Here is a 21,984-nt window from a genome sequence, read left to right on the forward strand (position 1 = left end):
AGTAGTAAGTCAGGAAGGGATGTGCCACCTATCGCAGTTATAAAAACCAACGCGGAAGAAACGAGGATGCTGGCGAGGCTTATGAGAGCCGAAGCCGAAGGCGAAGGCGATCTAGGAATGCTAATGGTTGGCAATGTTGGCGTTAACCGAATTCGCGGAAATTGTCTTGATTTCAAAAATATCCGTTCTATTCCGCAAATGATTTACCAAAGTCCGGGTGGCTTTGAAGCTTCACAAAAAGGCTACTTTTATCAAAAAGCCCGTGACAGTGAAGTTCGTTTAGCAAAGCGAGTAATTAATGGCGAGCGCCAGCATCCGGCCTCGAATGCCCTATGGTTTTTCCGGCCTGCCGGCGGATGTCCAGGTACTTGGTATGATCAAGCAAATAGCGGAAGATACAAGGCCCATTGCTTCTTCATACCAACGCAAGAAGACTGCCCAAGCGTGTATTAACTAGCAGCATCACAAAAATTTCCCATGATTGAAAGTGAGGATATTATTATGTCTAACGGTTATGGCTATGGTTACAAAAATGCGGTTAGCCCAGCTAACACAGGAGGCTATGGCGGCGGCTACGGCGGCTATGGCAACAATACACAGGGTCAACAATGGGGTCAACAGCAATGGGGTCAACAAGCGACTACGCTTCCTGCCAATATCGGCCCTAACTTCCCAATGGCTCAAGCATTACCTGCTGGACCTAACACGCCGATGACACTGCCTGCCAACAATATCGCTGCACAAGGTATTCCCACTAATATTCCCAATGGCGCCTTTGTAACGCCGACTGGCGGTAATATTGTAACCATTCCTGGTGTTGAAGAATCCTATGTAGAAAATATTCTTCGATTAAACCGCGGCAAAACAGCAACCTTCTACATGACTTATGAGAACAATCGGGAATGGAATGCCAAAGTGTTCCGCGGCGTAATTGAAGCAGCAGGCCGTGATCATATTGTAATAAGCGATACAGCTACCGGCATGCGTTATTTGTTGTTGACACTGAACCTGGATTATGTGACCTTCGATGGGCCGATCGCTTACGAATATCCATTCCAAGGCGGTGTAATTAACAACGGAACACCTTTGAATTCACGAGAAGAAGAAAACGATATTTAATTACCATTCATGCCGGCCTTCGCTGGCTTGAACGTCCATACATGCATTTTGCCTGCTCCGCCAGAAATCCACTGGGCAATCTGGAACCAAGGAGAACGCTCATCGCAGCGTTCTTTTTTTATCCTCTCCACCTCATTCGCGCTACTGCCCTCCCATATTTCTACGAACAAATTCAGTTGGTCCGTTCCTTCATATAATTGAACCTTTGCTGTTGCCTTCTCCAGTTCAAGCAGCTTATTCGTGTAATCGAGATAAGCAACTCGATGCTCTGGAGCAATCCGATATTCCGCAAAACAGATATAAGTATCCAATTCACCTGTCCCCTTTCATTTGCCACTGATAAAGTTGTTTCAATTCGCTGATACTACATTCACATCATTCCAAGGAGGGTCTTGCTGTGGATACAGGCACACATCTTGTTATAGGCATCGGGCTCGGTGGCTTGGCCGCCATTGATCCTGTCGTAGCGGCTAGTCCAGCGATACACACTGCTGTGCTAATCGGTACAGTTGTAGGCTCGCAAGCGCCGGATTTTGACACTTTTCTCAGGCTCAAGGGCAATGCAAGCTATATTAAGAATCATCGAGGGATGTCACATTCACTCCCCGCCATTCTGATATGGACGGTTCTAATTACAGGCATTTTGCAGCTTCTGTACCGAGGAAGTCTGCCTTGGCTCCATGTAGCAGGATGGACACTGCTTGCCGTAAGCGTGCACGTTCTGACTGATTTATTCAATACCTATGGCACGCAAGCGATGCGCCCATTCACAGACAAATGGATTTCATGGAATATCATTCATATTTTTGACCCCGTTGTATTTACTACGCATGCAATAGCCATAGCGCTGTGGGCGCTTGGGTTCAATCCCTCTATCGTGTTCCCGGTTCTGTATCTATTCACTGCCTTGTACTTTATATGGCGAACAACTGCCCAACGAGCAACGCTGCGGAAGCTGGCTGCCTTGGACACCAATTATAAGCCAAACGATCAATATATCGCTATACCGACCATTTCCCTTGCCAATTGGAATGTCGTTAAGCGGTTGGCAGACGGAAGCTTTGCAGTGGGGCATTTGCGGGGAGGCAAGCTGCAATGGCAGGATCACGTACGCTGCTCTGAGCATGAAGCTGTAGATAAATCCAAAAATGATCCCGCTATATGCTCCTTCTTATATTTCACCAAATTTGCTTGTGCCGATGTGACCGAGCATGAATGGGGCTATGAAGTGCGCTGGTCTGATGTTCGTTATCGTCATCGCAAGCAATACCCTTTCGTTGGAGTGCTGCTGATGGACAAAGAATACCAGACCGTAGGCTCTTATGTTGGCTGGCTAAGCGACGAACGGTTAACCAAGCGCCTCCGAATGAATTCCTATTAATGAATTGAGAACGAGCCTTGATTTTGAAGGCTCGTTTTTTTGTTAGCTCAGATTAAGGTGTAAAAGATTGCCCTTGTCATTAGGCAAAGCAAAGTTCTACAATAGACATAGAAAAAAGCTCAAGGTTTCCCTTGAGCCTTTCCTCGATCTTAATGTAGCATTGTGTATAAAAAGTGGCTTAACGGTTGCCTGACAATTGTTGCTCGGCAATTTGGACAAGCTTCTTAGTGATATAGCCACCCAAAGAGCCTGCATCGCGAGTGGATACGTTTCCGTAGTAACCGTCAGCTGGAATTTGCACACCAAGTTCTTGTGCTGCTTCTAGCTTGATTTGGTTAATAGCTTGTTGTGCTTGAGGTACAACCAATTGATTGCTGCTTCTGTTATTAGACATGGGGAATTGCTCCTTTCAGTATAACCACTGTGTTGTTTTGCAAGCTTGCAAACTTATTATGTGCATCAGCCATCAATCTATGCTTGCTTCTAAAAAATATTATTTTTTTTTGTAAAGGAGAGATTATTGCATGTCCAAGCCATTATCCTTGCTGTTCGCTGTGCTTGCTATTCTGCTAATGAGTGCAACTGCAATCTCCATTGCTCATAGCGCTTGGCTGGCTATCTTGTTCGCCCTGCTTACCCTATTCTCTATAGGCGGAGGCTTCATTGTAAAAGCCAGGCTTCGTCGCCGCCAAGAAAACAAAGGCTGACGCGAAATTCGCGCCAGCCTTCTTTTGTCCTAACCTATCTGCGAGCCAAAAACCCCATCCGTTCTCTTACTTCTGCAACCGTTCGATCTGCAATTTCCGATGCTCGTTCAGCACCTTGCTTAAGAATGTCATAAATTTCACCGGATTCCCGAATTGCACGGTATCTTTCTTGAAGCGGCTCAATAACAGCTACGACATGCTCAGCCAGATCCTTCTTGAAAGGTCCATAGCCTTGGCCTTCATAACGTGCTTCGATCTCACTTAGCGATATATTAGCGCAATGGGCATAAATGCTCATCAAGTTGCTGATCTCCGGCTTATTAACAACATCATACTTTACCTCACGGCCAGAATCAGTCGTTGCACGGCTTATCTTTTTGCGGATAACATCCGGCGGGTCAAGCAGCGCAATATAACTGCCCTGATTCGGATTGCTCTTGCTCATCTTCTTGCTCGCATCATCCAAAGACATAATTCTTGCGCCTACCTCAGGAATGTAAGGCTCTGGCACTGTGAAGTATTCCCCGAAGCGATGATTGAACCGTTGGGCCACATCACGAGTCAGCTCCATATGCTGCTTCTGGTCATCGCCAACTGGCACGAGGTCGGCATTGTAGATAAGAATATCGGCAGCCATCAGCGCCGGATAGACGAATAAGCCTGCTGGAATGGATTCTTTGCCTGCTGATTTGTCTTTGTATTGCGTCATCCGCTCAAGCTCGCCCATATTGGTTATTGTCGTCAACAACCAGCCCAGCTCCGTATGCGCACGAACATGCGACTGTACAAACACATTAGCCTTAGAAGGGTCAATGCCCGCTGCAATGAACAAAGCTGCAACAGCTTCTGTCTGCTCACGCAGAGCCGCAGGCTCTTGCGGCACAGTTACAGCATGAAGGTCAACAATCATGAAGAAGCATTCCTCCGTGTGCTGAAGCTTTACGAAGTTTTGCATAGCTCCAATGTAATTCCCAAGTGTAAGCTGTCCGCTTGGTTGAATACCCGATAGTACTTTTTTCATCCTAATCGACCTCTATTCTTAAAGATATGAACGCAAAAAATCCCCCGCCGCAAGGGACGAGGGACCGTGGTGCCACCCTAATTCGCTTGTCACCGCGCCTATCCTATCTGCTCTTAGATGGGATACGCTTCTAAACGGCTAAAGCCTTCATTGTTCCATAACGGGGAACGTCCGGAGAAGCATAGGCAACAGAATGCTGCGTTCCGCCTTCCGCTCAAGGATCCATTCAGCTATCAGGCTTGCACCGATTTGCACCAACCACCGGCTCTCTGTCTGCATTAACACCTGAGCTTACTTATTCCTGTCATCGCATTTACAACGATTATATCGCTGAATAGTAAAAAGTCAAGCTAGATGGAACTATTATACAGGAGACATGTATCTTGAGTAGCCCGAATCTGGCACTTCTGAGAAGCCGTTCTCGGATAGCGAGAGGAAGGATACAGCCTCGCCCTCAGCCCCTATCCACTTGATTCCGACAACTAAGCCTTCTTTTGTGCGCGCAGCGAATAATATAGAAAACATATCGCGTGTAATTTCACCGCCATCATCTACCCGCCAAGTCGAATTAGCGTCATACTTCGCAGGATAATCGAAGAACACTAGCCTATTGTCGGTTCGCAGCACCAAGCTTGCCAGCATGTCATCGCCTTTCCGCTCGAATTGAACGCTATAGAGCGTTTGATCACCGCCGATTGCAGCTAAAGGCCAGATAGACTGGACAGCAAGATTTTTGCTTTTAGCTATTTCTGCTTTTACAGCTTCCTCGTCCTGGCCTTCAATCAGCTGTACCGGCAAAAGCATCTGTTCATTCAAATCCTCCGCATTTCGCAGGTAATACGTTTCATTAGGCTTAGCAGCCCCATCTGTTACTTCAAATAAGTACCCCTCCTGATTGGCAAAGTTCAGAATTGTCTGCCTTCCATCATCCTGATCGTTCGCTTCCTGCTTGCCGATATATTTCACCGACAGCAGTGAGCTTCCGGAATCACCAACCGCAAAGTTCATATCCGATAATTGCTCAGTTGAAAAAGTCAAATCACTCGTTAAAATTTGCTTCCCAGTCTGATCAACGAATCCCCATGTCCCTTCTTTAAGCTCGGCGGGCTCGATAACTGCCTTCTCCTCCGGGCTTACTGTCTCTGCTCGCTGCGGCTCAGGCGATGCTGGCATTACCGTATTAGAAGGCTCAGGCGACTTCGAGGGCTGTACATTGCCATTCCCGCATCCCGCTAAACTAATTGCTCCCGCAATGACAATTCCAATATACAAGGTTTTCTTCATACGACCACTCCTCTCCCTTTTGTAATTGTAATGTTTTGTATTCGTAACAGATTAGACGTATTAATGTTCCAAATGGATGCGGTTTATCAAAAACCACTACAAATCTCCTATGTCTGCCCAGCATCTGCAAAAGGGTGTTGTCCCGCTCACAACCGGCTCAAACCATTTAAAGTCATTCCAAGTCATCCCAACCAGTCCATTACATACATCAAAACCATCTCGATCCATACCAAACCATATTACAAACATTTAAAGCTATCTACACCAATTCAAACCATTGCAAGCTGTTTCAAAGCCGTTCTGAATTCCGCCCCGTCTCAAACTTCATCTAACTTTTTCTTATTTTTATGACCCTTTGAGCTTTGTAAAGAATGCCCGAATTTTGTAAAGGATCACCGAACGTTTGCGGCAACTCCCAACTTGTGTGAGCAATTCCAATCCAGCCCAAGTCATTCCGAACATCCCAGACTTCAGCTCATTCCTAATCAATTCGAACCGCCCCCAGAAATTATAGAGCTGCTTTGCAGATACCGATATCGCGTAGTAGACGACCAGCAAGTATCGACCTAACGTGCGATAAGAGCCGGTGCTTGCATGTGCACGGATATTTTTTTGGAGTTAACGGAACGCAGTTCCGCAATTTTTGCATATATGGCTTACCGAAGCAAAATAACGGAACCTCGGTCATCTATTTCAGCCAAAAATGATGAGAAGCGACTGATTTCAAGTAATAACGGAATGCAGTTCCGTTATTTTTAAATATATGGATTACCGAAGCAAAATAGCGGAACACCGATCAGTTATTTCAGACAAAAATGATGAGAAACGACTGCCTCTAAGCACTCATGCATTTCCGCAGTACTGTTCTGAGAATGTAAGGAAGAATAACGATACAGATTCGCAACGCTGATCCAGAAATAGCGCATCAAGAAAATAACGCAAATGTAGTTCAAATAGAACAAAGATCGCCTCTCTCCTCACTAATGGAGGGAAAGGCAATCTTGAGAGAACTATTTTCAAAAAAACTCTATAAATGCGACGTCCGTCTTATCCTCATGTATTTGTCCCTATCGAACCTCCCCAGTATGTTCCACTTACGATGTACAAAGCAGCTCTAATTAGAATACTCCTTTCCCAGAGGTTGCCTTGCAATACAGGCAAATCGTTCGAAGTACAAGCCAATGTTAAAGTAAGGCTCTTGTTCTGCCTACCGATCACTTCAACTCATTCACTCCGTACCTATCCCTCGCTCAAATTTACTCCTTGTACTTATCCCTAAGCTTCGGGTGCATAGGTTGATAACGATGGCTCCAATTCGACATATTGTAATTCGATTCATAACAGATGCTAGCCGACCATGAACCCGAGCTTTGTCTAACGGCAAAATCATACATAATCTCGCCATGTGTCCAACTGCGCCGGTACTTCAAGGCATCAATTGCCAATTGGCGAAAATCTTGTACCTGAATCGGAGTTAGGCCGGATACTTCCCCCTCTACCTTTCCATTTTTACTCTCAATGGGGTTCTGTCTTAGACCGAATTTCCCAATAGCATTGTTGCGAATATGGATGTGTACGGTACCTGCTGTTGCATAGGTAAGCTCTTCTTCCAACTGTCGAAATACAAAGTCAACCTGGCGTGCCAAGGGCATGGCATCTAAGTTCATTAAATATTCCCTCCTTTATACATTTCAGTTATTATATTACAAAATAGTTCTCGCGTCTGATTATAGTTCATGTCCAAACGTTTTACAATACAGAATATATTCTTTTTCTACAGCATTCGACTCCATGTATATGCGCTTAAAGACCTATTTATTATCGAATAAATAATTAACAACATTTGTAGACCGAATGGGCCCTTGGTGCTATAATATGGATATTCTATTTCAGGGGGCGCTCGCAAATGATCCAATGGTACTATTCGTTATCTGTGCGAAACAAGCTGTTGCTCACCACCTATTTCAATTTAGCGCTGTATGCTCTTGTTATGCTTCTCGTTTTACACTTTACTGGTGGTTCAGTTATTACAGGCTTAATTGTTACCATTGTTCTTGCAATAGCGGTACTCCCTATTATTTCTTTTATCGAAAAGTCATTAAGCTCCTCATTTGAAGATATGACCTCTGCTGCCTTTCGCATCTCTAAAGGCGACTTTACGCAGAAAATTGACAGCGCTTCAGCGGCTGCTCTTGGCGAGCTTGGCCATGCTTTCAACAGCATGATAGACAAGCTTCGCGACATTCTAACGGAGTCCTCAAATATTACAAAGCATGTATCGGAGACAAGCCTTAGCATCTTCGAGAAAAACAATAATGTGAAGATCGCTATGGAGCAAGTCGCGGCTTCTTCTAATGAATTGGCTACTGGAGCCAGTGAAATTTCGGAGGATGTATCCGAAATGTCCGAATCTATCGCAGAGATCGAAACTAAGGTTTCTAATTACGCTCATTCTACAAAGGAAATGAACGAACGCTCGGAGCTGACGCTGCAACTGGTGGATAAAGGCCGTCTTGCACTTGAAGTGCAATCAGAGGGCATGCGCCGCAACGTCGAAGCTACTGCTAAGGTGTCAGAGACGATTACGGAGCTGGCTCGCAAAGCACAAGGCATTTCTGCGATTACGACCTCAATATCCGATATCGCCGAACAGACGAACCTTCTTTCTTTGAACGCCTCCATCGAGGCGGCTCGTGCTGGAGAGCATGGCCGAGGATTTGCTGTAGTGGCTCAAGAGGTGCGCAAATTAGCCGAAGAATCCTCTGCTTCCACGAAGGAAGTATTTACTCTCGTCAAAAGCATTAACCAAGGCATCCAGCATACGATTGAGAATATGAAAATAAATGAAGAAGTTGTTCAGCTTCAAACAGAACGGATTCGTGAATCCGAAGAAGTGTTCAAGCAGATCGTCGAGAGCGTTCAATTCATCACAGACCAAATCTCGGCCTTCGCTAGAGAAAGTGATGCAATGCTTGAGGGCGCAAACAAAATTTCCGGTTCCATCCAGAATATCTCTGCAATCACACAGCAATCAGCTGCCGGAACAGAAGAGGTATCTGCTTCTATGAACGAGCAAATTGCTTCCGTACAAGCAGTCGTAACCGAGACGGAGCGGATGCTAAGCATGGCAACACAGCTCCAACGCACGCTTCAAGTATTCAAGATGAAATAATCAGGTTAACGTTCTATAGGAGCTGTCCCAAATGTGTTTAGACAGTCTCAGATTAAAAAGAAGCTTCAAATCCACACTTAAAGTGGATTTGAAGCTTCTTTTTTCTTAAACTTTAGCTCGCTGGGGCTGCTTACTCACAAATATGAGGCATTGATTAAACGTATGAATGAACGCCTGACGGGTACAATACGTTGACGATAAAAATCTGCTGCTTGTAGAAACGGAGGCTCAACCTACGATGGTGTCGGGACGTATGCTGAACTACATAATTCAACACAAAGCTTTATCCCTGGCTTTCTTAGCAGGCCTGACTGCCCTTTCTTTACCTTTTAATACGGCATGGGCAAGGCCAGCGGAAGACCATCCAGCCCCTCCTAATCCAAGCTATGTACAGGGTAAGAATCTATCAGCTTCTGGTAAGGCCGTACATGTACCCAGCTCAAAAAAAGCAACAACGCGTGGAGAAAGTATGTCATGGCTGAATCTGAGCAAAAACTATCCCAATGCATTCGTGCTGAACGGTCCAAGAAGCAAAAGACGCGTAGCTCTGACGTTCGATGATGCGCCCGACCCGAGATTTACTCCAGCCATTCTGGATGTGCTAGCGAAGTATGACGTATGTGCTACCTTCTTCATTGTAGGCAATCGTGCTGCCAAGCATCCTGAATTGGTGAAAAGAATGCAGAGGGAAGGCCATATTATCGGCAACCACTCCTATAATCATGCGGTTCTCTCCAAGCTGACTGCTAATGAGTTCCACCAACAGATTTTGCGAACCGATGGGATTATTAACCGGATTATTGGTTATCACCCTCGCTTTATTCGCCCTCCTTATGGAGAGATGCTGCCTTCTCAAGTCGAATGGACCAGAAAAAACGGTTATATCGTTGTCAATTGGGATTCTGATTCGAATGATTGGAAGAACAACCCTTCCAGCGGCACTGTTTTACGCAATATCAAAAAAACACTTCAGCCTGGATCGATCGTTTTACAGCATGCTGGAGGCGGCTCAGGCCAAGATCTGTCGGGTACGGTTCAAGCCTTGCCTCTCTTGATTACACAGCTTCGTCAAAAAGGCTATGAGATTGTCACCTTGCCAGAGCTGCTTGGACAATCACCCAGAAAAACAAAATAACCGGCCATTCCTCCAATCGGAAGAATGATGCCGGTTATGCTCACTATTTTAAGATATAGACTTTGATATCTTGAATGCCAAAGCTGCTTGCTTGCGAAGTACTTCCTGGAACGAATATGTCCACTCGGTTTCCTTTAATGGAGCCGCCCATATCTGTCGCTGTTGCTACCATCCCACCCTTTGGAAGAGATTTATAGTCGTAGCCGGTAATATAAACCTTGGTACCTAGTGGAATCATTTTCGGATCAACCGCTATCGTTCCAACCTTCAAAGGATTGCCGAAATAATCAACTGCTCCCCATTTCCCGTTCTCAGAAGCTGCAGCAGTGTAAGCTGTTGCTTTGGCTGTCAGCTTCTCGCTGAACGTATGCACCTTGCCGCTGCTTGCCATAATCGTATTCGCTTTTACAGAATTCATCGACATTGTTGGTTTCTCGGCTGGTTTCTCGGAAGCAGCTGGCTTAGATACCTCTGATTTTCCTTCTTCTTGAGGGATAGTTAGATCCATCCCTATGTATATTTTCAACGGATCTACCTCAGCATTTGCTTTCATAAGCTCATCCAGGGATACGTCATATTGCTGGGACAGCTTCCAGAATGAATCTCCGCTAACTGCCTTATGTGTTGAAGGTGCAGCGCTTGCCGGTCCTGCTGCGAGCAGCAGTGCTATACCGAATGATATTGCGGTCATAAGTGTTTTTTTCATAATAGTTAAATCCTCCTGACATTTATATAGAAGAAACGCCGGGCAGTTCGGCCCGGCGTTGTGATTTCGCATTCATACTAACCGATAAACATTTGAACCCATTCACCGTTTACATAGCCAACGCCGATTTTTTTGAAGTTTTTGTTCAGAATATTTTCACGGTGACCTTGGCTGTTCATCCAAGCCGTCATTACTTCCTGCGGGTTGCGTTGACCCGAGGCTATGTTCTCGCCAGCGTAAGAATAAGTGACTCCGAATTGACGCATCATATCAAATGGTGAACCGTAAGTTGGTGAAGTATGGCTGAAGTAGTTGTTAACATCCATATCTCTTGCTTTTTCAGTTGCAACCTTCGTCAATAATGTATCCGATGTTAGTGCAGGCAGACCTGCTTTGGCACGCTCTTGGTTCACAAGATTAACAACCTCGGTTTGATAAGCGCTTTGGGATACCGTTCCGCTGTTCGAGCCATTGTTAGAGCCTGAGCCTGTACCTGTACCTGGTGTTGTTGTGCCTGTGCCTGGCTTCGTTCCTGTATCAGGCTTCGTTGTTGTTCCTGATCCCGTGCCTGGTTTCGTTCCTGTGTCAGGCTTCGTTGTTGTTCCTGATCCTGTGCCTGGCTTCGTTCCTGTGTCAGGCTTCGTTGTTGTTCCTGTGCCTGTCCCTGGCTTCGTTCCTGTATCAGGCTTCGTTGTTGTTCCTGTGCCTGTCCCTGGTTTAATAGTAAAGCCAGGTATTTGAATGTCACCGAAATTAATTTTGCTTAAATCGATACCGCATTGCTCAGCAATCTTCTTAATCATGTCTTGCTCTAGCTTAACTGTAAGTGTAGAAGAGTAAGTCTTCACAGCAGGTGCTGCACCTGCAGTTGGTACCGTTACTCCTACACCAATTAATGCTGCTGCTGCCAAGCTAGCGACACCTACTCGTAATGTTTGCATCTTCAATGAAATCATCCTCCTCGAATGGTTGTAATCTATTGCCCACGCTTGTGTGCTTTGTGGTTAATGTCCGTCCCAACGCAAACTATCGTAACATGGCCTAGAAGCGCATTACACGGCTCAAAAACTGGAAGAAAGCTTGATTTATCAGCATTTTCAACGTTATTTCTTCTTTATGAGAAATTGCTCATTTTACAAAAAATGAGCGTTTTTGAGTCAGGGCTTGAAGCAATTCTAGCAATCTCGCCCTCCATTCAATCTGAATAGATTTAAACATTAGAATCTACTAAGAAGCCGCTCATTTTACTCTCTTATACAGCAAAAAAACGCCCTATAGCTAGGCATTACTGCCGCTAAGGACGTTGCGAATCCATTCTTAATGACCAATCTTCAGGTTGCCTGATCCCGTCTCCACATCAATCAGGATGGGATCACCCTGGCCAATGCTCCCTGTTAATCCGTTATCATTGTCGTTCTCTGTTTTGAAGTTGCTCCATTCGATCTTGCTGCTGCCGGAATTGGTTCGGAAGTTAACCTGAGCGGACCTCGGTTCCTGCTCCGACAGAATCGTTACGTTGCCTGAAGTCACCTGTATCTTAATCGGATCTGCAATTTCAGCCGCTTCTATTCGAACATTGCCGCTTAGCAATTTGCCGTTAAGCTCACCCTCACCGTTATTGAGAGCTAGATTGCCACTGCCCAATTTGAAGGAAATCTGATCAGCGCTATAGTCTTCTAGTTTAATATTGCCTGACTTCGATTCCAAGGTAGCTGTCTTGCCTTGGATATTGGACAATTTAATATCGCCGCTTGTAACCTCATAATGAATGCTATCTGCTGCAAGAGACTCCCCTTTAATATTGCCTGATAAAGTATTGACACTTATCTCTTTGCCTGCAAGATCGGACACATACACATTGCCGCTTTTATTATTCACATCAAAGGAGTCCCATTCCCGCTCCGGAAGCTCGACAATCATCTTCACATTCATAATGTTAAAGCCTATAACAAAAATATCCTTGTATCCCCCGTTAATAGTAATGGTATCTCCCTGTTGCTCCACCTCAAGCTGGAACCGATCCAAATATTTCGAGCTTGCCTTACCGTCCAGCCGAACGACAACATCCTTAGAGGTGCCTTTCTTAACAACGATGCTAAGAGAATTGCTTTCAATATGAACCTTGCTTGCACTCGATCCATCTACGATTTTCTCCTCAAAGTAAGGCTCTGTCCCAAAATCCTTCAAGTCATCGAGGTCAAAAGAAACAAGAACCCCTGCGAGGCCAATACCAAGCATAATCAGTGCGCCTGCCACCCATCTTCTCATCATTTATTCCCCTTTATCATTCTTGTATTGAATTTCAAATATTTCAGTGTCATATTGAAATAGCCTTTCGTCAAAGCTTTCAGTGCTATGCCCAACAATAAGGCAAGCGCAAAGAAAATGAGTGCCAGTGATGTTGCCTGTGCCATTGTAAAGGTTTGGACCCAGACGCAGTCAACGATCACTGCAACTCCTGCAAGTGCCAAAGATGCTGCTACTGCCCATAGAGCGATAAGAACACCTGCTATAGCAATATAGGGACCAAGTACGAAGACAATGTTGAATAATCCAAGACCAGCTGTTGCAAATACGGCCTTCGACAGCTTCCCGAAGCTGTTCGTTGTCTCCGCTTGCTCGATCCGATAGCCGAACAACAGCTCATTAGCAATCATCTTAGGATCACCGAGCTCCATTGCTGCCTCTTCTTCGGCTTGACCATTCTCTTGCGCCTGTTGGAAATGCTGATAATAATCATATAGCCATTCTCTGCGTGTCTGCTCCGGTACCTTGGCAAGCAGATGCTCCAGTTCCCGCATATAACTCTCTCTCGTCATCCTCATGGTTGAATCCCATCCTCTATAATTTCATTAACCGCTCTAGTGAAAGCTCCCCATTCATCAACAAGCATTCGCATATGCATCCATCCGCTCTCTGTCAATTGATAATACTTGCGAGGCGGCCCTTCTGAAGATTCTTTCAAATAGGTGGAAAAATGCCCTTCTTGCGTTAATCGGTTCAGTAAAGGATATACGCTACCGACAGCTACCTCGAATTTCTCCGATATCTTCACAGCCAGCTCATAGCCATACCGATCTTCCCTTGCCGCAAGGACCAGCACGCATATTTCTAGAACCCCTTTCTTAAACTGAATGTTCACAAGCACCTCTCCTTCATACAGCTACTCTATATTGCTTGCTATTCTATATTGCATAATAGCGGAACATACTTTTTTGTATTTATATTCCATAGACCTAATTTATCACACGCTATTCTATAATGCAAGATACTGTTCAAAAAATAATACCTGCATCGTGTCCGATACAGGTATTGGGCTCTTGCTCCTATGGGATGGATATGAATTTGCCGCTCGCTTGCGACTCGAATGCACGGAGAATAACCTGAAGCGACCTGCGGCCTTCCTCACCTGATACAGGTGACGCTGAATCCGTCACAATCGCTCCGATGAACGCATCAATAACGCCGCTCGTCAGTTGGTTCTCATTCGTCGAAATTTCACCAACGCGATGCTTCTCCACCGTGCCATCACGCAGCTCTACGATGACTTGATCATCCGGGTCAGTGCCAATCTTCATCACTCCCTGCTCACACCAGAGAATCGTACTATTGTCCTCGCCTTTGTAATAAGTCCAGCTTGCAATAAGCGTTCCTACGGCACCGCTCTTCATACGAAGCAGAACCGATGCGTTGTCATCAACGTCGCCTTGCTTGTCTAAAGTACCGATAAAGGCTGCTACATCCGTTACTTCATCCTGAAGCATCCAACGAATCAAATCCGATTTGTGAACGCCAAGATCACCCATGGCACCCATAATAGCCTCTTCTTTACGGAAAAACCAGCTATTTGCCCCATCTGCACTCCAACTGTCTGGGCCAGGATGCCCGAAGGAGGTTCTGAACGTAAGCACTTTTCCTAATACGCCTGTTTTCAATATTTCTTTGGCTTTGATATGCGCCGGCATGAAACGTTGGTTATGCCCCACCATAAGCTTCACGCCATTGCGCTCGGCTGCTTCGATCATGCTTGCTGCCTCTTCATCCGTAACCGCCATAGGCTTCTCTACCAATACATGAGCACCTGCGTTTGCAGCCGCTATTGCAATCGGCGCATGAAAAGCATTCGGTGTACATACGCTAACCGCGTCTGGCTTTACTTCCGCAAGCATGGATTCAAAATCTGCATAGGCTTTCGCTCCTGCATGCTGGTCAGCAAATTGCTGTGCACGTTCGATAATGGGATCAACAAAGGCTACAAGCTCAACTTGCCCATGATCCGTATATTCTGGAATATGGCGATACTTCGAGATAGAACCACAGCCGATAACGGCAACTCTTACTTTATTCATCAGATTCCCCTGCCTTTTCGTATATTAATTATTCAAGTAATTGTTTTTCAGCCACTGCATGCTTTCTGCGACTGCCACAAGCGGCGGATTCGCACAGGTGTCTTGCTCTACAATAATCCATTCTACGCCGGATTCAGCTGCTCGGTTAATAATTGACAGCAGCGGCAGATCGCCGCGCCCAAGCTCTACCGTATCGATGTCTTCCCCAGCCTCACCTTTACGGAAATCCTTCAAGTGAAGTAATGGAAGCCGCCCTGCATACTTTGTTATATAAGCAAGCGGGTCCTCTCCTGAATATTGTACCCAACCTATGTCCATCTCTACCTTCAACAGATCGGCTCCAATCCGTTCATATAGAGTATCGAATACGGCCTGTCCATCTATCTTAACCTCGAACTCAAATTCATGATTGTGATAGCAGAAAGCAATTCCTGCCTCCAGAAAACGTCTGCCATACTGTTCGAACTTCTCGAAGTGCTCCAGCCACGATGCTGCATCACGCTTCTCATCAGGCAGCCACGGACAGATCGCATACTTGGCTCCTATTGTTTGAAGATAAGCGATTTCCTCATCCAGATGTTCTTCCAGCTCAAGAAGTCCAATATGGCTGCCAATCGCCTTCAAGCCCAGCTCTTCGAGCAACTCGCGCATCTCTTCAGCAGCAATTCCGCCATAGCCCGCGAATTCAATCCCTTCATAGCCCATCTTGGCTATTGCACGCAAAGTGCCCTTGAAGTCCTCTTTCGTTTCTTCACGGAGCGTATACATTTGCAGACCGATTCCCATTCGTGTCATCTTAGCACTCCTTTTATCTCTTCACTAATTTATCTATTTGTTTTTGTCTTGCTCTATTTATTATAAAGCGCTTACTCTATAAAAAAACAGCTGTCTTCTTAGCCTTTTCTTATGCGATTTTGCTCTTTTCATTCTATCCTGCAATCCGAACCCTTAACCCCTGTTTCAAATCCGCTTATACGGGTGAAGATAATCTCAGGCAGAATTTCATCGCATCGGACAAGACAAAACGCCATATTTCAGCCGGACATCATTTTGTAACGAAATTCTAACCCTTATTTAAGAATTCCTTAATCTTTTTAAGTTACTATGATAATAGACAACCGACAAAATCTATTTCAAGGTAACCGAAACTTTTTTTCTCTCAATTTCGTATATTAAAATAATGGAAATTCCTACTGTGGAATGGAGGCCCATACTATGAAAACAATCATTTTATTCAATAATCAAACCATCCCGGTCTATTTGACTGACACGAATAAAAAAGCAATAGAGAAGCTATCCGATGTATTGAACCGCAAGCTTACCACCGGCAAGAACGCTTTGAAGAACTGTATCCGATCGCTTATTAGCGTCGAGATTATTGGCAGCGAAGCAACACTTCACTCTTTGTATGAGAAAGATACTACGACAATATCGCTATACTAATAGATAAAGGCTTGTTATTCTGTGCTGCTGCGCAGAGTAACAAGCCTTTTCACTTATTAGATTTTTGTTAGCTGTTCGGAGGAATGGCAACCTGCTTCCTATTGCCGTACAAGAATAGAGCAGTGCCTCTCTGAGGTCAATTCTATATATATTCCTCATTAAAACAGGGATCAGCCAAATTGGCAACTGCCATTTAGGCCATGATCCCGAGAAGAACAAAGCAAAGTATAGATATTCCGGTATAGCCCCATAATGCTGCGTGGCTGCATTCTCGCTTCGTCCATAATCGATACAGAAACAGTACAGTAAATAGAACTGAAATCATCGTTATTCCGGCAAGCAATCCATCTAGAAAAGGATTCGCCTGCTTTATTGCTCCCTGTGCATGATGAATCTCCCCTGAGATTCCCCCTGCGACGAGAAGCGGAAGCAGCATATGAAGGCCATGTACCAGCAATGGAAGCAGCATACCGCCAAGCGACAGGAAAGAGCTTCGCGGCAAGCGTTTGTTCGACATCACTAATCCCACCTCTACTTGTCATCAATCATCCCTTCCTATGTATATGGTTCTCCGTTACGGGTCATTCGCATAAAAAAGAAGAGCCCGACCCTATTGGCCAGACTCCCCTGCTTATAGCTGCTACCTAATGAATCGCAGCTCTTATTCCTAGGAGGTAGGTTCGCAGCACCTGGTGTATGCTCTCTTCAAGATTGATCGGCATGCCGAAGCCCCCGCTTCTCTCTAAGGAAGCAAAACCATGCAATATGCTGCGCAAGCCTCGCACGAGATGAATAGCCGATTCGTTATCCAAAGCATAGGCATGGACAGCGTTAATCATGAGCTGAACGATATCCGCGCTCAGCTTCTGAAACTCGGCATCCTCTGTATCCTGAGCAGGCAAGGATGCTTCATACAGTCCTGGATGCTTGCGGGCAAACTCCATATAGGCTTGTCCAATAGCTAATACTGCTTCGTCACCTGTATGATCTTCTGCTGCTTGCAGCAACTGCTCATGCAAGCTCCTCAAGCTATATACAGCCAGCTTGAATCTCAAGCCGTTCAAGCCATCAATATGATTATAGAGGGAAGGGGAACGTATCCCCAGCTTCTGAGATAATGAAGCCAGCGTCAGCTCTTCTAAGCCTCGTTCATCAGCCAGCTCTGCTGCCGCTTGTATAATGGTCGGCAGATCCAATCCCATTCTTGGTGACATTAGCTCACTCTCCTATCCATTAGTTGTTAGTCCTGCCGTTAGCTTCTGCTCAGCGATAGCAATGGAACGCGCGATTTCTCTCTCTGGCGATACAAGCATATTGCCATGCCCGACAGCAAGAAGAGACGGCTTGAATTCCGCCAGCTTGCGAGCGCTCGCAAGCGCCATTTCACGATCCCAAGTTGCCATAGCAGGGAATGGGAACCACGGCTTGATCTGTCCGCTCACCGCTATGCCTCCCTTTGTCTGAAAAGCATCCCCTGCAATTAACTCCCGTCCTCGGGTATCGAGAAAGCACATCGACCCCGGTGTATGTCCCGGCGCTGCAATAGCAAGCAGTGAGCCGATACGATCTCCGTCTTTCAACAGCACATCAGGGATGACCTTCACTTTGCCCGGCTTCGGAACACTCCCGCGAATAGGCTTGTTCCCCTCTCCTGGCCGCAAAGAGCGGTCCCCGCGAAGCAGGTGAGAATCCCTTTCGGAAATATAGACCGTAACCTCCGGAAGCAGTTCTTTAAGCTTATCGAGAGCACCGATATGATCACCATGAGCATGGGTTAGCAGAAGTCGAGTAATCGGTTTGCCTATTTTCTTGGCTGCATCAATAATTGCAGCGGCATTATTAGGAAGAGCAGCATCAATTAACGTCAAGCTGTCCTCCTCTTCAACCAAATAGCAGTTAACAGGAAATAAATTAGGCATATAGGTAAGTTGAATGATGGCATTGTGACGGGATATTCTCATATAAAAACCACCTTTTTCTCATAAACTAATGTTATTAGTTTTATAATAACTAATGACATTAGTTTTGGCAACTCTTTTTTCTATTGCCCTTTTTTTATCTCATCATCAAAGCTCTGAGGTCCTCTTGATGTCATTCGTACGGAACAATGTAATCATCCGACCAACGATAATTTTAAGCACCAGATAAAAAGGAATAACAACAAGAATTCCGATAATGCCGCCGAACGTTCCAGAAACTAAAATAAGCAGAATCGTCGTAATCGGATGGATGTCCAGCCTTCTTCCATAAATATGCGGAGACAGAATATTACCTTCGATCTGCTGAGCAATGAGAACAATAACAATAACCCAAATCGCGGAGCTCGGTGAATCTAGAAAAGCTACCGTAACGCAAGGAATAAGACCGAGAAGCTGACCAATGTAAGGAATCATATTCATAAAGGCGATAATCAGAGCAAGCACCAACGGATAAGGAACTCCCAATATGAGGAAGCCGATAAGCACCATCGCCCCCAATAGAAGGCATAAGATCACCCGCCCCACAATGAAGCCGCTAAGCGCCTTATCAATCTCGGTTATCGTATCTCGTAAATCTTCTCTATATTTATCCGGTGCACGATCAATCAGCTTGTGAACCATGCTCGAATCATCCTTAAGCAAATAATAGAGAATAATCGGCACCGTGGAGATGACGATAACGAATCCGGAGACGAAGGAGAATGCATTCGTTATATAATTCGCCGCCGTGTTCATCACTTGAGACAAATACTGAGCAGCCTTATCGCTGAAATCGAGCCTTGAGAGATCAAGGCTTTTCACAATATGTTGATTCTGCAGTACAACGAATTGCGCTTGAATATCCTCGACGAGCTTCGGCAGACGTTCAACAAGAGCGGTGAGCTGGACCTGCAGCGGAGGCCATACCCATAGACCGAACAGGACGAGCAGCAGAGCAGCACCCAAGTAAATAATGATGACTGCGAGCGACGCAGGTATTTTCCATCGGTGAAGAATAGAGATGAGCGGTCTTAATAAATAATAAAGAAAAACCGATAGCACGATCGGCAAGAAGATAATTTTGAAGCCAGCTACGAGAGGCCCTGATAGAAAAGGCGTGCGGGACAACAAATAGAAAATAGAGATCAGCAAAAGGATGCTGATAAAAATACGATTAAGCTTAGTTATGCGCATGCAAATAATCCCCTTTACCTCGTAATCTGCTTTTTTATAGCTTATTACCCGGTAAGGGGAATTAGGAATCATTACTTATATCCTTCGATAGGCTTACACGAAGCTATTCGCCCATCAAATTTATTAAGAAGCCGAGCTTGTCTTACCTTCAGGCTTGCTATTCTCCGGCTCAGGCTTCGTCTTCCATAGCTGCTCCAGAACAATGACGATTATCGTCCCTACCAACAGACCGTTACCAAGAACATCCTGCAAGGTCGGCGGAAGACCGCTCAAAGCATTTTGTGGTAAAAACATCATGCCTATGCCAAGCAATAACGTTATGCCAAGGATCGAGAAGCGACGTTGGTCGGTTAGGGCTTTCGTCAGGTTTTGGAAGGCGATCACGATTAATTGAACAAAGGAGGCAAGCAGTACGGCGTTGGCCACTTGCCCTGGAATATGAGACAAAACTCTCACAACGCCAGGCAGCAAGGACAGCCCTGACATGAGCAGGCATGCGGCTAAAAAGGGCTTTATCGCACGTTGCCCCGTCATCTTGATGAAGCCCGCAGATACGGGAAGAGGAACGACCCCTACTGTAGACAGTCCAGCCGTCAGCATATGCGATACGCCGCCTGCTATACTGCCCCGATTCAATCTCTGCTTCATTGTCATAGATGAACTCGGTACCTGCTCCTTAACAGCAGACAAGGCTGCTATCGTATTCGATACGAGGGTTATCGTAAACAATGCAGCAGTAGTCACGATGCCTGCATTAAATTGCGGTGGTCCCCACGCTAATAACTCGGGCAGTTTAAAGAACGGCGCAGCCGCCTCCATAGAACTGCTGAAGGTTGTTTTCCCAAGCAATGCAAACAAAATCCAGCCCCCCGCTATGCCAATCAGCACCGCGTAAGTTTTTCCCCAGCCCTTCCCCGCAATCGACAGCCAGGTAACGACACCAAAAATTGCGAAGGCTATGAGTGAACCGCCATAATCGGGAATCTCTCTGGTTGAGGATAGTCCGAATATCCCTTGCAGGAACACTCCGCTTAACTGTACAGCGAGCAGCAAGAGAAAGGTACCCGTAACAAGCGGTGTAAACAGCGGCAGCAGCTTATTGATTAGTCCTGTCACTCCAAGAAACAAAAGGATAGCCCCTGCAACGATAAGTCCGCCCATTAGCAATTGCAGAGCTTGCTGGGGCTGCTGTCCATGCCTCATCGAAATATCAGCAAACAAAACAAAAACACTTACCCATGAGCCTGCCGGTCCATCCAAAATCGGGTAACGATGTCCCAGCCAGCCTTGCAGGAATGAGCTTATCCCGACAATCAGGAACGTCCTTTGCATGAGTCCCTCGATATCGCCTGTTGATAAATGAAACGCACCTCCAATGACGATGGGCAATGCGATGGAACTCGTAAGCATGAATATAAACCATTGTATTGAGCTTAAGCTGTTTTTAACAAAATGAGTCATCAAGTATGCTCCTTTTCTTAGAATGCTCATCTATGCTAACATGGGCTTAGCAATATGAAAAATATTATAAATATTAATTTTACATACTTTTATCATATGGAGGAGCGTGCAGAGAATGGGATTGGATTTGCGCCAGCTGCGGTATTTCATCGCCATCACAGAGGAACGCAGCATAACCGCCGCGGCCAAACGGCTTCATATGGCGCAGCCACCGCTAAGTCAGCAGCTCAAAAAGATGGAGCAGGAACTCGGTGTCGTCCTCATCAACCGCAACGGTAAGCTGCTAGAGCTGACCGAGGCTGGCAGGACGCTGTATCGCCAAGCCTTGAAGATCACCAAGGAGATGGAAGAATGTCAACTGGAGGTGAAAGAAACCGGCAATGGGCTAAGGGGCAAGCTGACCATTGGAGTCAATACGCTGTCTGATGCGCGCCTGCCCAAGCTGCTCCAGCAGTTTCAATTGTTATATCCGAATATAACCTACAAAATTCAGCAGAATGAATCGTCACAGCTCTGCCGCCTAGTACAGGCTAGAGAAATTGAGCTCGCGATTATTCGTTTGCCGCTGGAGCTCAGCCAATTCTCCGTCCATCATTTGGAGCCTGAACCGTTTTATTTTGTAACCGCCAATCCCGATGGACTGACAGGTGATTCCGTCAGCTACCCGGATATTAAGCGATTCCCGCTGCTGCTCCCGAGTACCGAGGGACTTGGCATGTATGACATGATTATGGAGCAGTTCGCTCGAAAGCAGGTTACGCCAAGCTTGCTGGGTGAATGCTCTGATATTGTAATGCTAATGGAGTTCGTATCGATGGGCTTCGCCTCGACAATCGTGCCTGAGACTGTTCTTAAGCTGCATCAGCCCCGTCAAATCTATGCTTATGAAATTGACGTCTCCGGGCGAGCATCCTCCTCGGGGCTGATCTGGTTAAAAGACCACTATTTGTCCAAAGCAGCACGTAATTTCATTGAGCTTGTAACAAATCTGTAGCCTAGCCTTGATAGCAAGCAAAAAAAAGACTGCCTATGGGTGAGTTACACCCTTAGGCAG

Annotated in this window: 25 protein-coding genes and 1 other annotated feature; of the genes, 8 read left to right on the top strand and 17 right to left on the bottom strand. The window is 45.8% G+C overall.

The features are described 5' to 3' along the window. The first annotated feature begins 30 nt into the window (after positions 1-30). Positions 31-453 (top strand): cell wall hydrolase, encoded by a 423-nt coding sequence (locus tag AC50YO_RS04950; protein WP_494844143.1) that lies wholly within the window; start codon positions 31-33, stop codon positions 451-453. A gap of 24 nt (positions 454-477) precedes the next feature. Then, positions 478-1,119 (top strand): spore coat protein GerQ, encoded by a 642-nt coding sequence (gene gerQ / locus AC50YO_RS04955; RefSeq protein ID WP_494843911.1) that lies wholly within the window; start codon positions 478-480, stop codon positions 1,117-1,119. On the opposite strand, the gene AC50YO_RS04960 is transcribed toward gerQ, so the two are convergent. Next, the gene (locus AC50YO_RS04960) at positions 1,116-1,430 is read right to left on the bottom strand and encodes a hypothetical protein (protein WP_494843913.1); all 315 of its coding nucleotides are present in this window, start codon (positions 1,428-1,430) and stop codon (positions 1,116-1,118) included. The genes gerQ and AC50YO_RS04960 overlap by 4 nt on opposite strands. An 86-nt stretch (positions 1,431-1,516) precedes the next feature. Between AC50YO_RS04960 and AC50YO_RS04965 the strand changes: the two genes are divergently transcribed. Further along, positions 1,517-2,500 carry a metal-dependent hydrolase gene (locus AC50YO_RS04965; RefSeq protein ID WP_494843916.1) on the top strand — a complete coding sequence of 328 codons (984 nt, stop codon included), beginning with the start codon at positions 1,517-1,519 and terminating at the stop codon, positions 2,498-2,500. Between the two features lie 178 nt (positions 2,501-2,678). Here the strand turns inward: AC50YO_RS04965 and AC50YO_RS04970 are convergent, their stop codons facing one another. After that, a complete protein-coding gene (locus tag AC50YO_RS04970; protein WP_494843918.1) occupies positions 2,679-2,894 on the bottom strand; it encodes an alpha/beta-type small acid-soluble spore protein in 216 nt (71 codons plus the stop codon). 130 nt (positions 2,895-3,024) lie between these two features. Here AC50YO_RS04970 and AC50YO_RS04975 point away from each other — a divergent pair, with 130 nt between their 5' ends. Further along, entirely contained in the window at positions 3,025-3,207 is a 183-nt protein-coding gene (locus AC50YO_RS04975; protein ID WP_494843920.1) for a DUF5325 family protein, read from the top strand. Between the two features lie 34 nt (positions 3,208-3,241). On the opposite strand, the gene trpS is transcribed toward AC50YO_RS04975, so the two are convergent. From trpS to AC50YO_RS04990, 3 genes are all read right to left on the bottom strand, one after another. Next, positions 3,242-4,228, bottom strand: a complete 987-nt coding sequence (gene trpS / locus AC50YO_RS04980) for a tryptophan--tRNA ligase (protein ID WP_494843922.1) — start codon at positions 4,226-4,228, stop codon at positions 3,242-3,244. A 49-nt stretch (positions 4,229-4,277) separates the two neighbouring features. Next, positions 4,278-4,545 (bottom strand) — a binding site (T-box leader). A 46-nt stretch (positions 4,546-4,591) separates the two neighbouring features. After that, positions 4,592-5,512: a hypothetical protein gene (locus AC50YO_RS04985; RefSeq protein WP_494843924.1), complete on the bottom strand. Its 921-nt coding sequence runs from the start codon at positions 5,510-5,512 to the stop codon at positions 4,592-4,594. Between the two features lie 1,256 nt (positions 5,513-6,768). Then, entirely contained in the window at positions 6,769-7,179 is a 411-nt protein-coding gene (locus tag AC50YO_RS04990; protein ID WP_494843926.1) for an O-methyltransferase, read from the bottom strand. 242 nt (positions 7,180-7,421) lie between these two features. On the opposite strand from AC50YO_RS04990, the gene AC50YO_RS04995 reads away from it, so the two are divergent. Next, the gene (locus tag AC50YO_RS04995) at positions 7,422-8,684 is read left to right on the top strand and encodes a methyl-accepting chemotaxis protein (protein ID WP_494844145.1); all 1,263 of its coding nucleotides are present in this window, start codon (positions 7,422-7,424) and stop codon (positions 8,682-8,684) included. Positions 8,685-8,937: 253 nt separating this feature from the next. Next, positions 8,938-9,819, top strand: coding sequence for a polysaccharide deacetylase family protein (locus tag AC50YO_RS05000; protein WP_494843929.1), 882 nt, complete (start codon positions 8,938-8,940; stop codon positions 9,817-9,819). Between the two features lie 43 nt (positions 9,820-9,862). Here AC50YO_RS05000 and AC50YO_RS05005 read toward each other — a convergent pair whose 3' ends face one another. The 7 genes from AC50YO_RS05005 to AC50YO_RS05035 all read right to left on the bottom strand — a co-directional run bounded on the left by AC50YO_RS05005 (position 9,863) and on the right by AC50YO_RS05035 (position 15,669). Next, positions 9,863-10,525, bottom strand: coding sequence for a 3D domain-containing protein (locus tag AC50YO_RS05005; RefSeq protein ID WP_494843933.1), 663 nt, complete (start codon positions 10,523-10,525; stop codon positions 9,863-9,865). A gap of 77 nt (positions 10,526-10,602) precedes the next feature. Then, entirely contained in the window at positions 10,603-11,466 is an 864-nt protein-coding gene (locus tag AC50YO_RS05010) for a CAP domain-containing protein (protein ID WP_494844147.1), read from the bottom strand. A 376-nt stretch (positions 11,467-11,842) separates the two neighbouring features. Further along, entirely contained in the window at positions 11,843-12,793 is a 951-nt protein-coding gene (locus tag AC50YO_RS05015) for a DUF4097 family beta strand repeat-containing protein (RefSeq protein ID WP_494843935.1), read from the bottom strand. After that, positions 12,793-13,350 (bottom strand): HAAS signaling domain-containing protein, encoded by a 558-nt coding sequence (locus AC50YO_RS05020; RefSeq protein ID WP_494843937.1) that lies wholly within the window; start codon positions 13,348-13,350, stop codon positions 12,793-12,795. The genes AC50YO_RS05015 and AC50YO_RS05020 overlap by 1 nt, the downstream gene beginning before the upstream one ends. Further along, complete coding sequence (locus AC50YO_RS05025; RefSeq protein ID WP_494843942.1) at positions 13,347-13,667, bottom strand: PadR family transcriptional regulator; 321 nt, start codon at positions 13,665-13,667, stop codon at positions 13,347-13,349. The genes AC50YO_RS05020 and AC50YO_RS05025 overlap by 4 nt, the downstream gene beginning before the upstream one ends. A gap of 184 nt (positions 13,668-13,851) precedes the next feature. After that, complete coding sequence (locus tag AC50YO_RS05030) at positions 13,852-14,874, bottom strand: Gfo/Idh/MocA family protein (protein ID WP_494843944.1); 1,023 nt, start codon at positions 14,872-14,874, stop codon at positions 13,852-13,854. 24 nt (positions 14,875-14,898) lie between these two features. Next, the gene (locus AC50YO_RS05035; protein WP_494843946.1) at positions 14,899-15,669 is read right to left on the bottom strand and encodes a sugar phosphate isomerase/epimerase family protein; all 771 of its coding nucleotides are present in this window, start codon (positions 15,667-15,669) and stop codon (positions 14,899-14,901) included. Positions 15,670-16,089: 420 nt separating this feature from the next. Between AC50YO_RS05035 and AC50YO_RS05040 the strand changes: the two genes are divergently transcribed. Beyond that, on the top strand, positions 16,090-16,317 hold the full coding sequence (locus tag AC50YO_RS05040) for a 3-dehydroquinate dehydratase (RefSeq protein ID WP_494843948.1): 228 nt from the start codon (positions 16,090-16,092) through the stop codon (positions 16,315-16,317). A 193-nt stretch (positions 16,318-16,510) separates the two neighbouring features. Here the strand turns inward: AC50YO_RS05040 and AC50YO_RS05045 are convergent, their stop codons facing one another. From AC50YO_RS05045 to AC50YO_RS05065, 5 genes are all read right to left on the bottom strand, one after another. Beyond that, complete coding sequence (locus AC50YO_RS05045) at positions 16,511-16,834, bottom strand: hypothetical protein (RefSeq protein WP_494843950.1); 324 nt, start codon at positions 16,832-16,834, stop codon at positions 16,511-16,513. Positions 16,835-16,961: 127 nt separating this feature from the next. After that, entirely contained in the window at positions 16,962-17,531 is a 570-nt protein-coding gene (locus AC50YO_RS05050; RefSeq protein WP_494843952.1) for a TetR-like C-terminal domain-containing protein, read from the bottom strand. Between the two features lie 12 nt (positions 17,532-17,543). Further along, complete coding sequence (locus AC50YO_RS05055) at positions 17,544-18,278, bottom strand: MBL fold metallo-hydrolase (protein ID WP_494843954.1); 735 nt, start codon at positions 18,276-18,278, stop codon at positions 17,544-17,546. 105 nt (positions 18,279-18,383) lie between these two features. Beyond that, on the bottom strand, positions 18,384-19,469 hold the full coding sequence (locus AC50YO_RS05060; protein ID WP_494843957.1) for an AI-2E family transporter: 1,086 nt from the start codon (positions 19,467-19,469) through the stop codon (positions 18,384-18,386). Positions 19,470-19,592: 123 nt separating this feature from the next. Continuing rightward, positions 19,593-20,933, bottom strand: coding sequence for a purine/pyrimidine permease (locus AC50YO_RS05065; RefSeq protein WP_494843959.1), 1,341 nt, complete (start codon positions 20,931-20,933; stop codon positions 19,593-19,595). Between the two features lie 112 nt (positions 20,934-21,045). Between AC50YO_RS05065 and AC50YO_RS05070 the strand changes: the two genes are divergently transcribed. Continuing rightward, positions 21,046-21,924, top strand: coding sequence for a LysR family transcriptional regulator (locus AC50YO_RS05070; protein ID WP_494843962.1), 879 nt, complete (start codon positions 21,046-21,048; stop codon positions 21,922-21,924). Positions 21,925-21,984: the final 60 nt, after the last annotated feature.

This window comes from Paenibacillus sp. J22P59, from assembly GCF_059383895.1.

What these genes read in the sequence shown, in the direction of transcription:
- gerQ (WP_494843911.1), top strand. Translation starts at nt 478, where the DNA reads ATGATTGAAAGTGAGGATATTATTATGTCTAACGGTTATGGCTATGGT.
- AC50YO_RS04970 (WP_494843918.1), bottom strand. Translation starts at nt 2,894, where the DNA reads ATGTCTAATAACAGAAGCAGCAATCAATTGGTTGTACCTCAAGCACAA.
- AC50YO_RS04975 (WP_494843920.1), top strand. Translation starts at nt 3,025, where the DNA reads ATGTCCAAGCCATTATCCTTGCTGTTCGCTGTGCTTGCTATTCTGCTA.
- trpS (WP_494843922.1), bottom strand. Translation starts at nt 4,228, where the DNA reads ATGAAAAAAGTACTATCGGGTATTCAACCAAGCGGACAGCTTACACTT.
- AC50YO_RS04985 (WP_494843924.1), bottom strand. Translation starts at nt 5,512, where the DNA reads ATGAAGAAAACCTTGTATATTGGAATTGTCATTGCGGGAGCAATTAGT.
- AC50YO_RS04990 (WP_494843926.1), bottom strand. Translation starts at nt 7,179, where the DNA reads ATGAACTTAGATGCCATGCCCTTGGCACGCCAGGTTGACTTTGTATTT.
- AC50YO_RS05000 (WP_494843929.1), top strand. Translation starts at nt 8,938, where the DNA reads ATGCTGAACTACATAATTCAACACAAAGCTTTATCCCTGGCTTTCTTA.
- AC50YO_RS05005 (WP_494843933.1), bottom strand. Translation starts at nt 10,525, where the DNA reads ATGAAAAAAACACTTATGACCGCAATATCATTCGGTATAGCACTGCTG.
- AC50YO_RS05010 (WP_494844147.1), bottom strand. Translation starts at nt 11,466, where the DNA reads ATGCAAACATTACGAGTAGGTGTCGCTAGCTTGGCAGCAGCAGCATTA.
- AC50YO_RS05015 (WP_494843935.1), bottom strand. Translation starts at nt 12,793, where the DNA reads ATGAGAAGATGGGTGGCAGGCGCACTGATTATGCTTGGTATTGGCCTC.
- AC50YO_RS05020 (WP_494843937.1), bottom strand. Translation starts at nt 13,350, where the DNA reads ATGAGGATGACGAGAGAGAGTTATATGCGGGAACTGGAGCATCTGCTT.
- AC50YO_RS05030 (WP_494843944.1), bottom strand. Translation starts at nt 14,874, where the DNA reads ATGAATAAAGTAAGAGTTGCCGTTATCGGCTGTGGTTCTATCTCGAAG.
- AC50YO_RS05035 (WP_494843946.1), bottom strand. Translation starts at nt 15,669, where the DNA reads ATGACACGAATGGGAATCGGTCTGCAAATGTATACGCTCCGTGAAGAA.
- AC50YO_RS05040 (WP_494843948.1), top strand. Translation starts at nt 16,090, where the DNA reads ATGAAAACAATCATTTTATTCAATAATCAAACCATCCCGGTCTATTTG.
- AC50YO_RS05045 (WP_494843950.1), bottom strand. Translation starts at nt 16,834, where the DNA reads ATGTCGAACAAACGCTTGCCGCGAAGCTCTTTCCTGTCGCTTGGCGGT.
- AC50YO_RS05050 (WP_494843952.1), bottom strand. Translation starts at nt 17,531, where the DNA reads ATGTCACCAAGAATGGGATTGGATCTGCCGACCATTATACAAGCGGCA.
- AC50YO_RS05055 (WP_494843954.1), bottom strand. Translation starts at nt 18,278, where the DNA reads ATGAGAATATCCCGTCACAATGCCATCATTCAACTTACCTATATGCCT.
- AC50YO_RS05060 (WP_494843957.1), bottom strand. Translation starts at nt 19,469, where the DNA reads ATGCGCATAACTAAGCTTAATCGTATTTTTATCAGCATCCTTTTGCTG.
- AC50YO_RS05070 (WP_494843962.1), top strand. Translation starts at nt 21,046, where the DNA reads ATGGGATTGGATTTGCGCCAGCTGCGGTATTTCATCGCCATCACAGAG.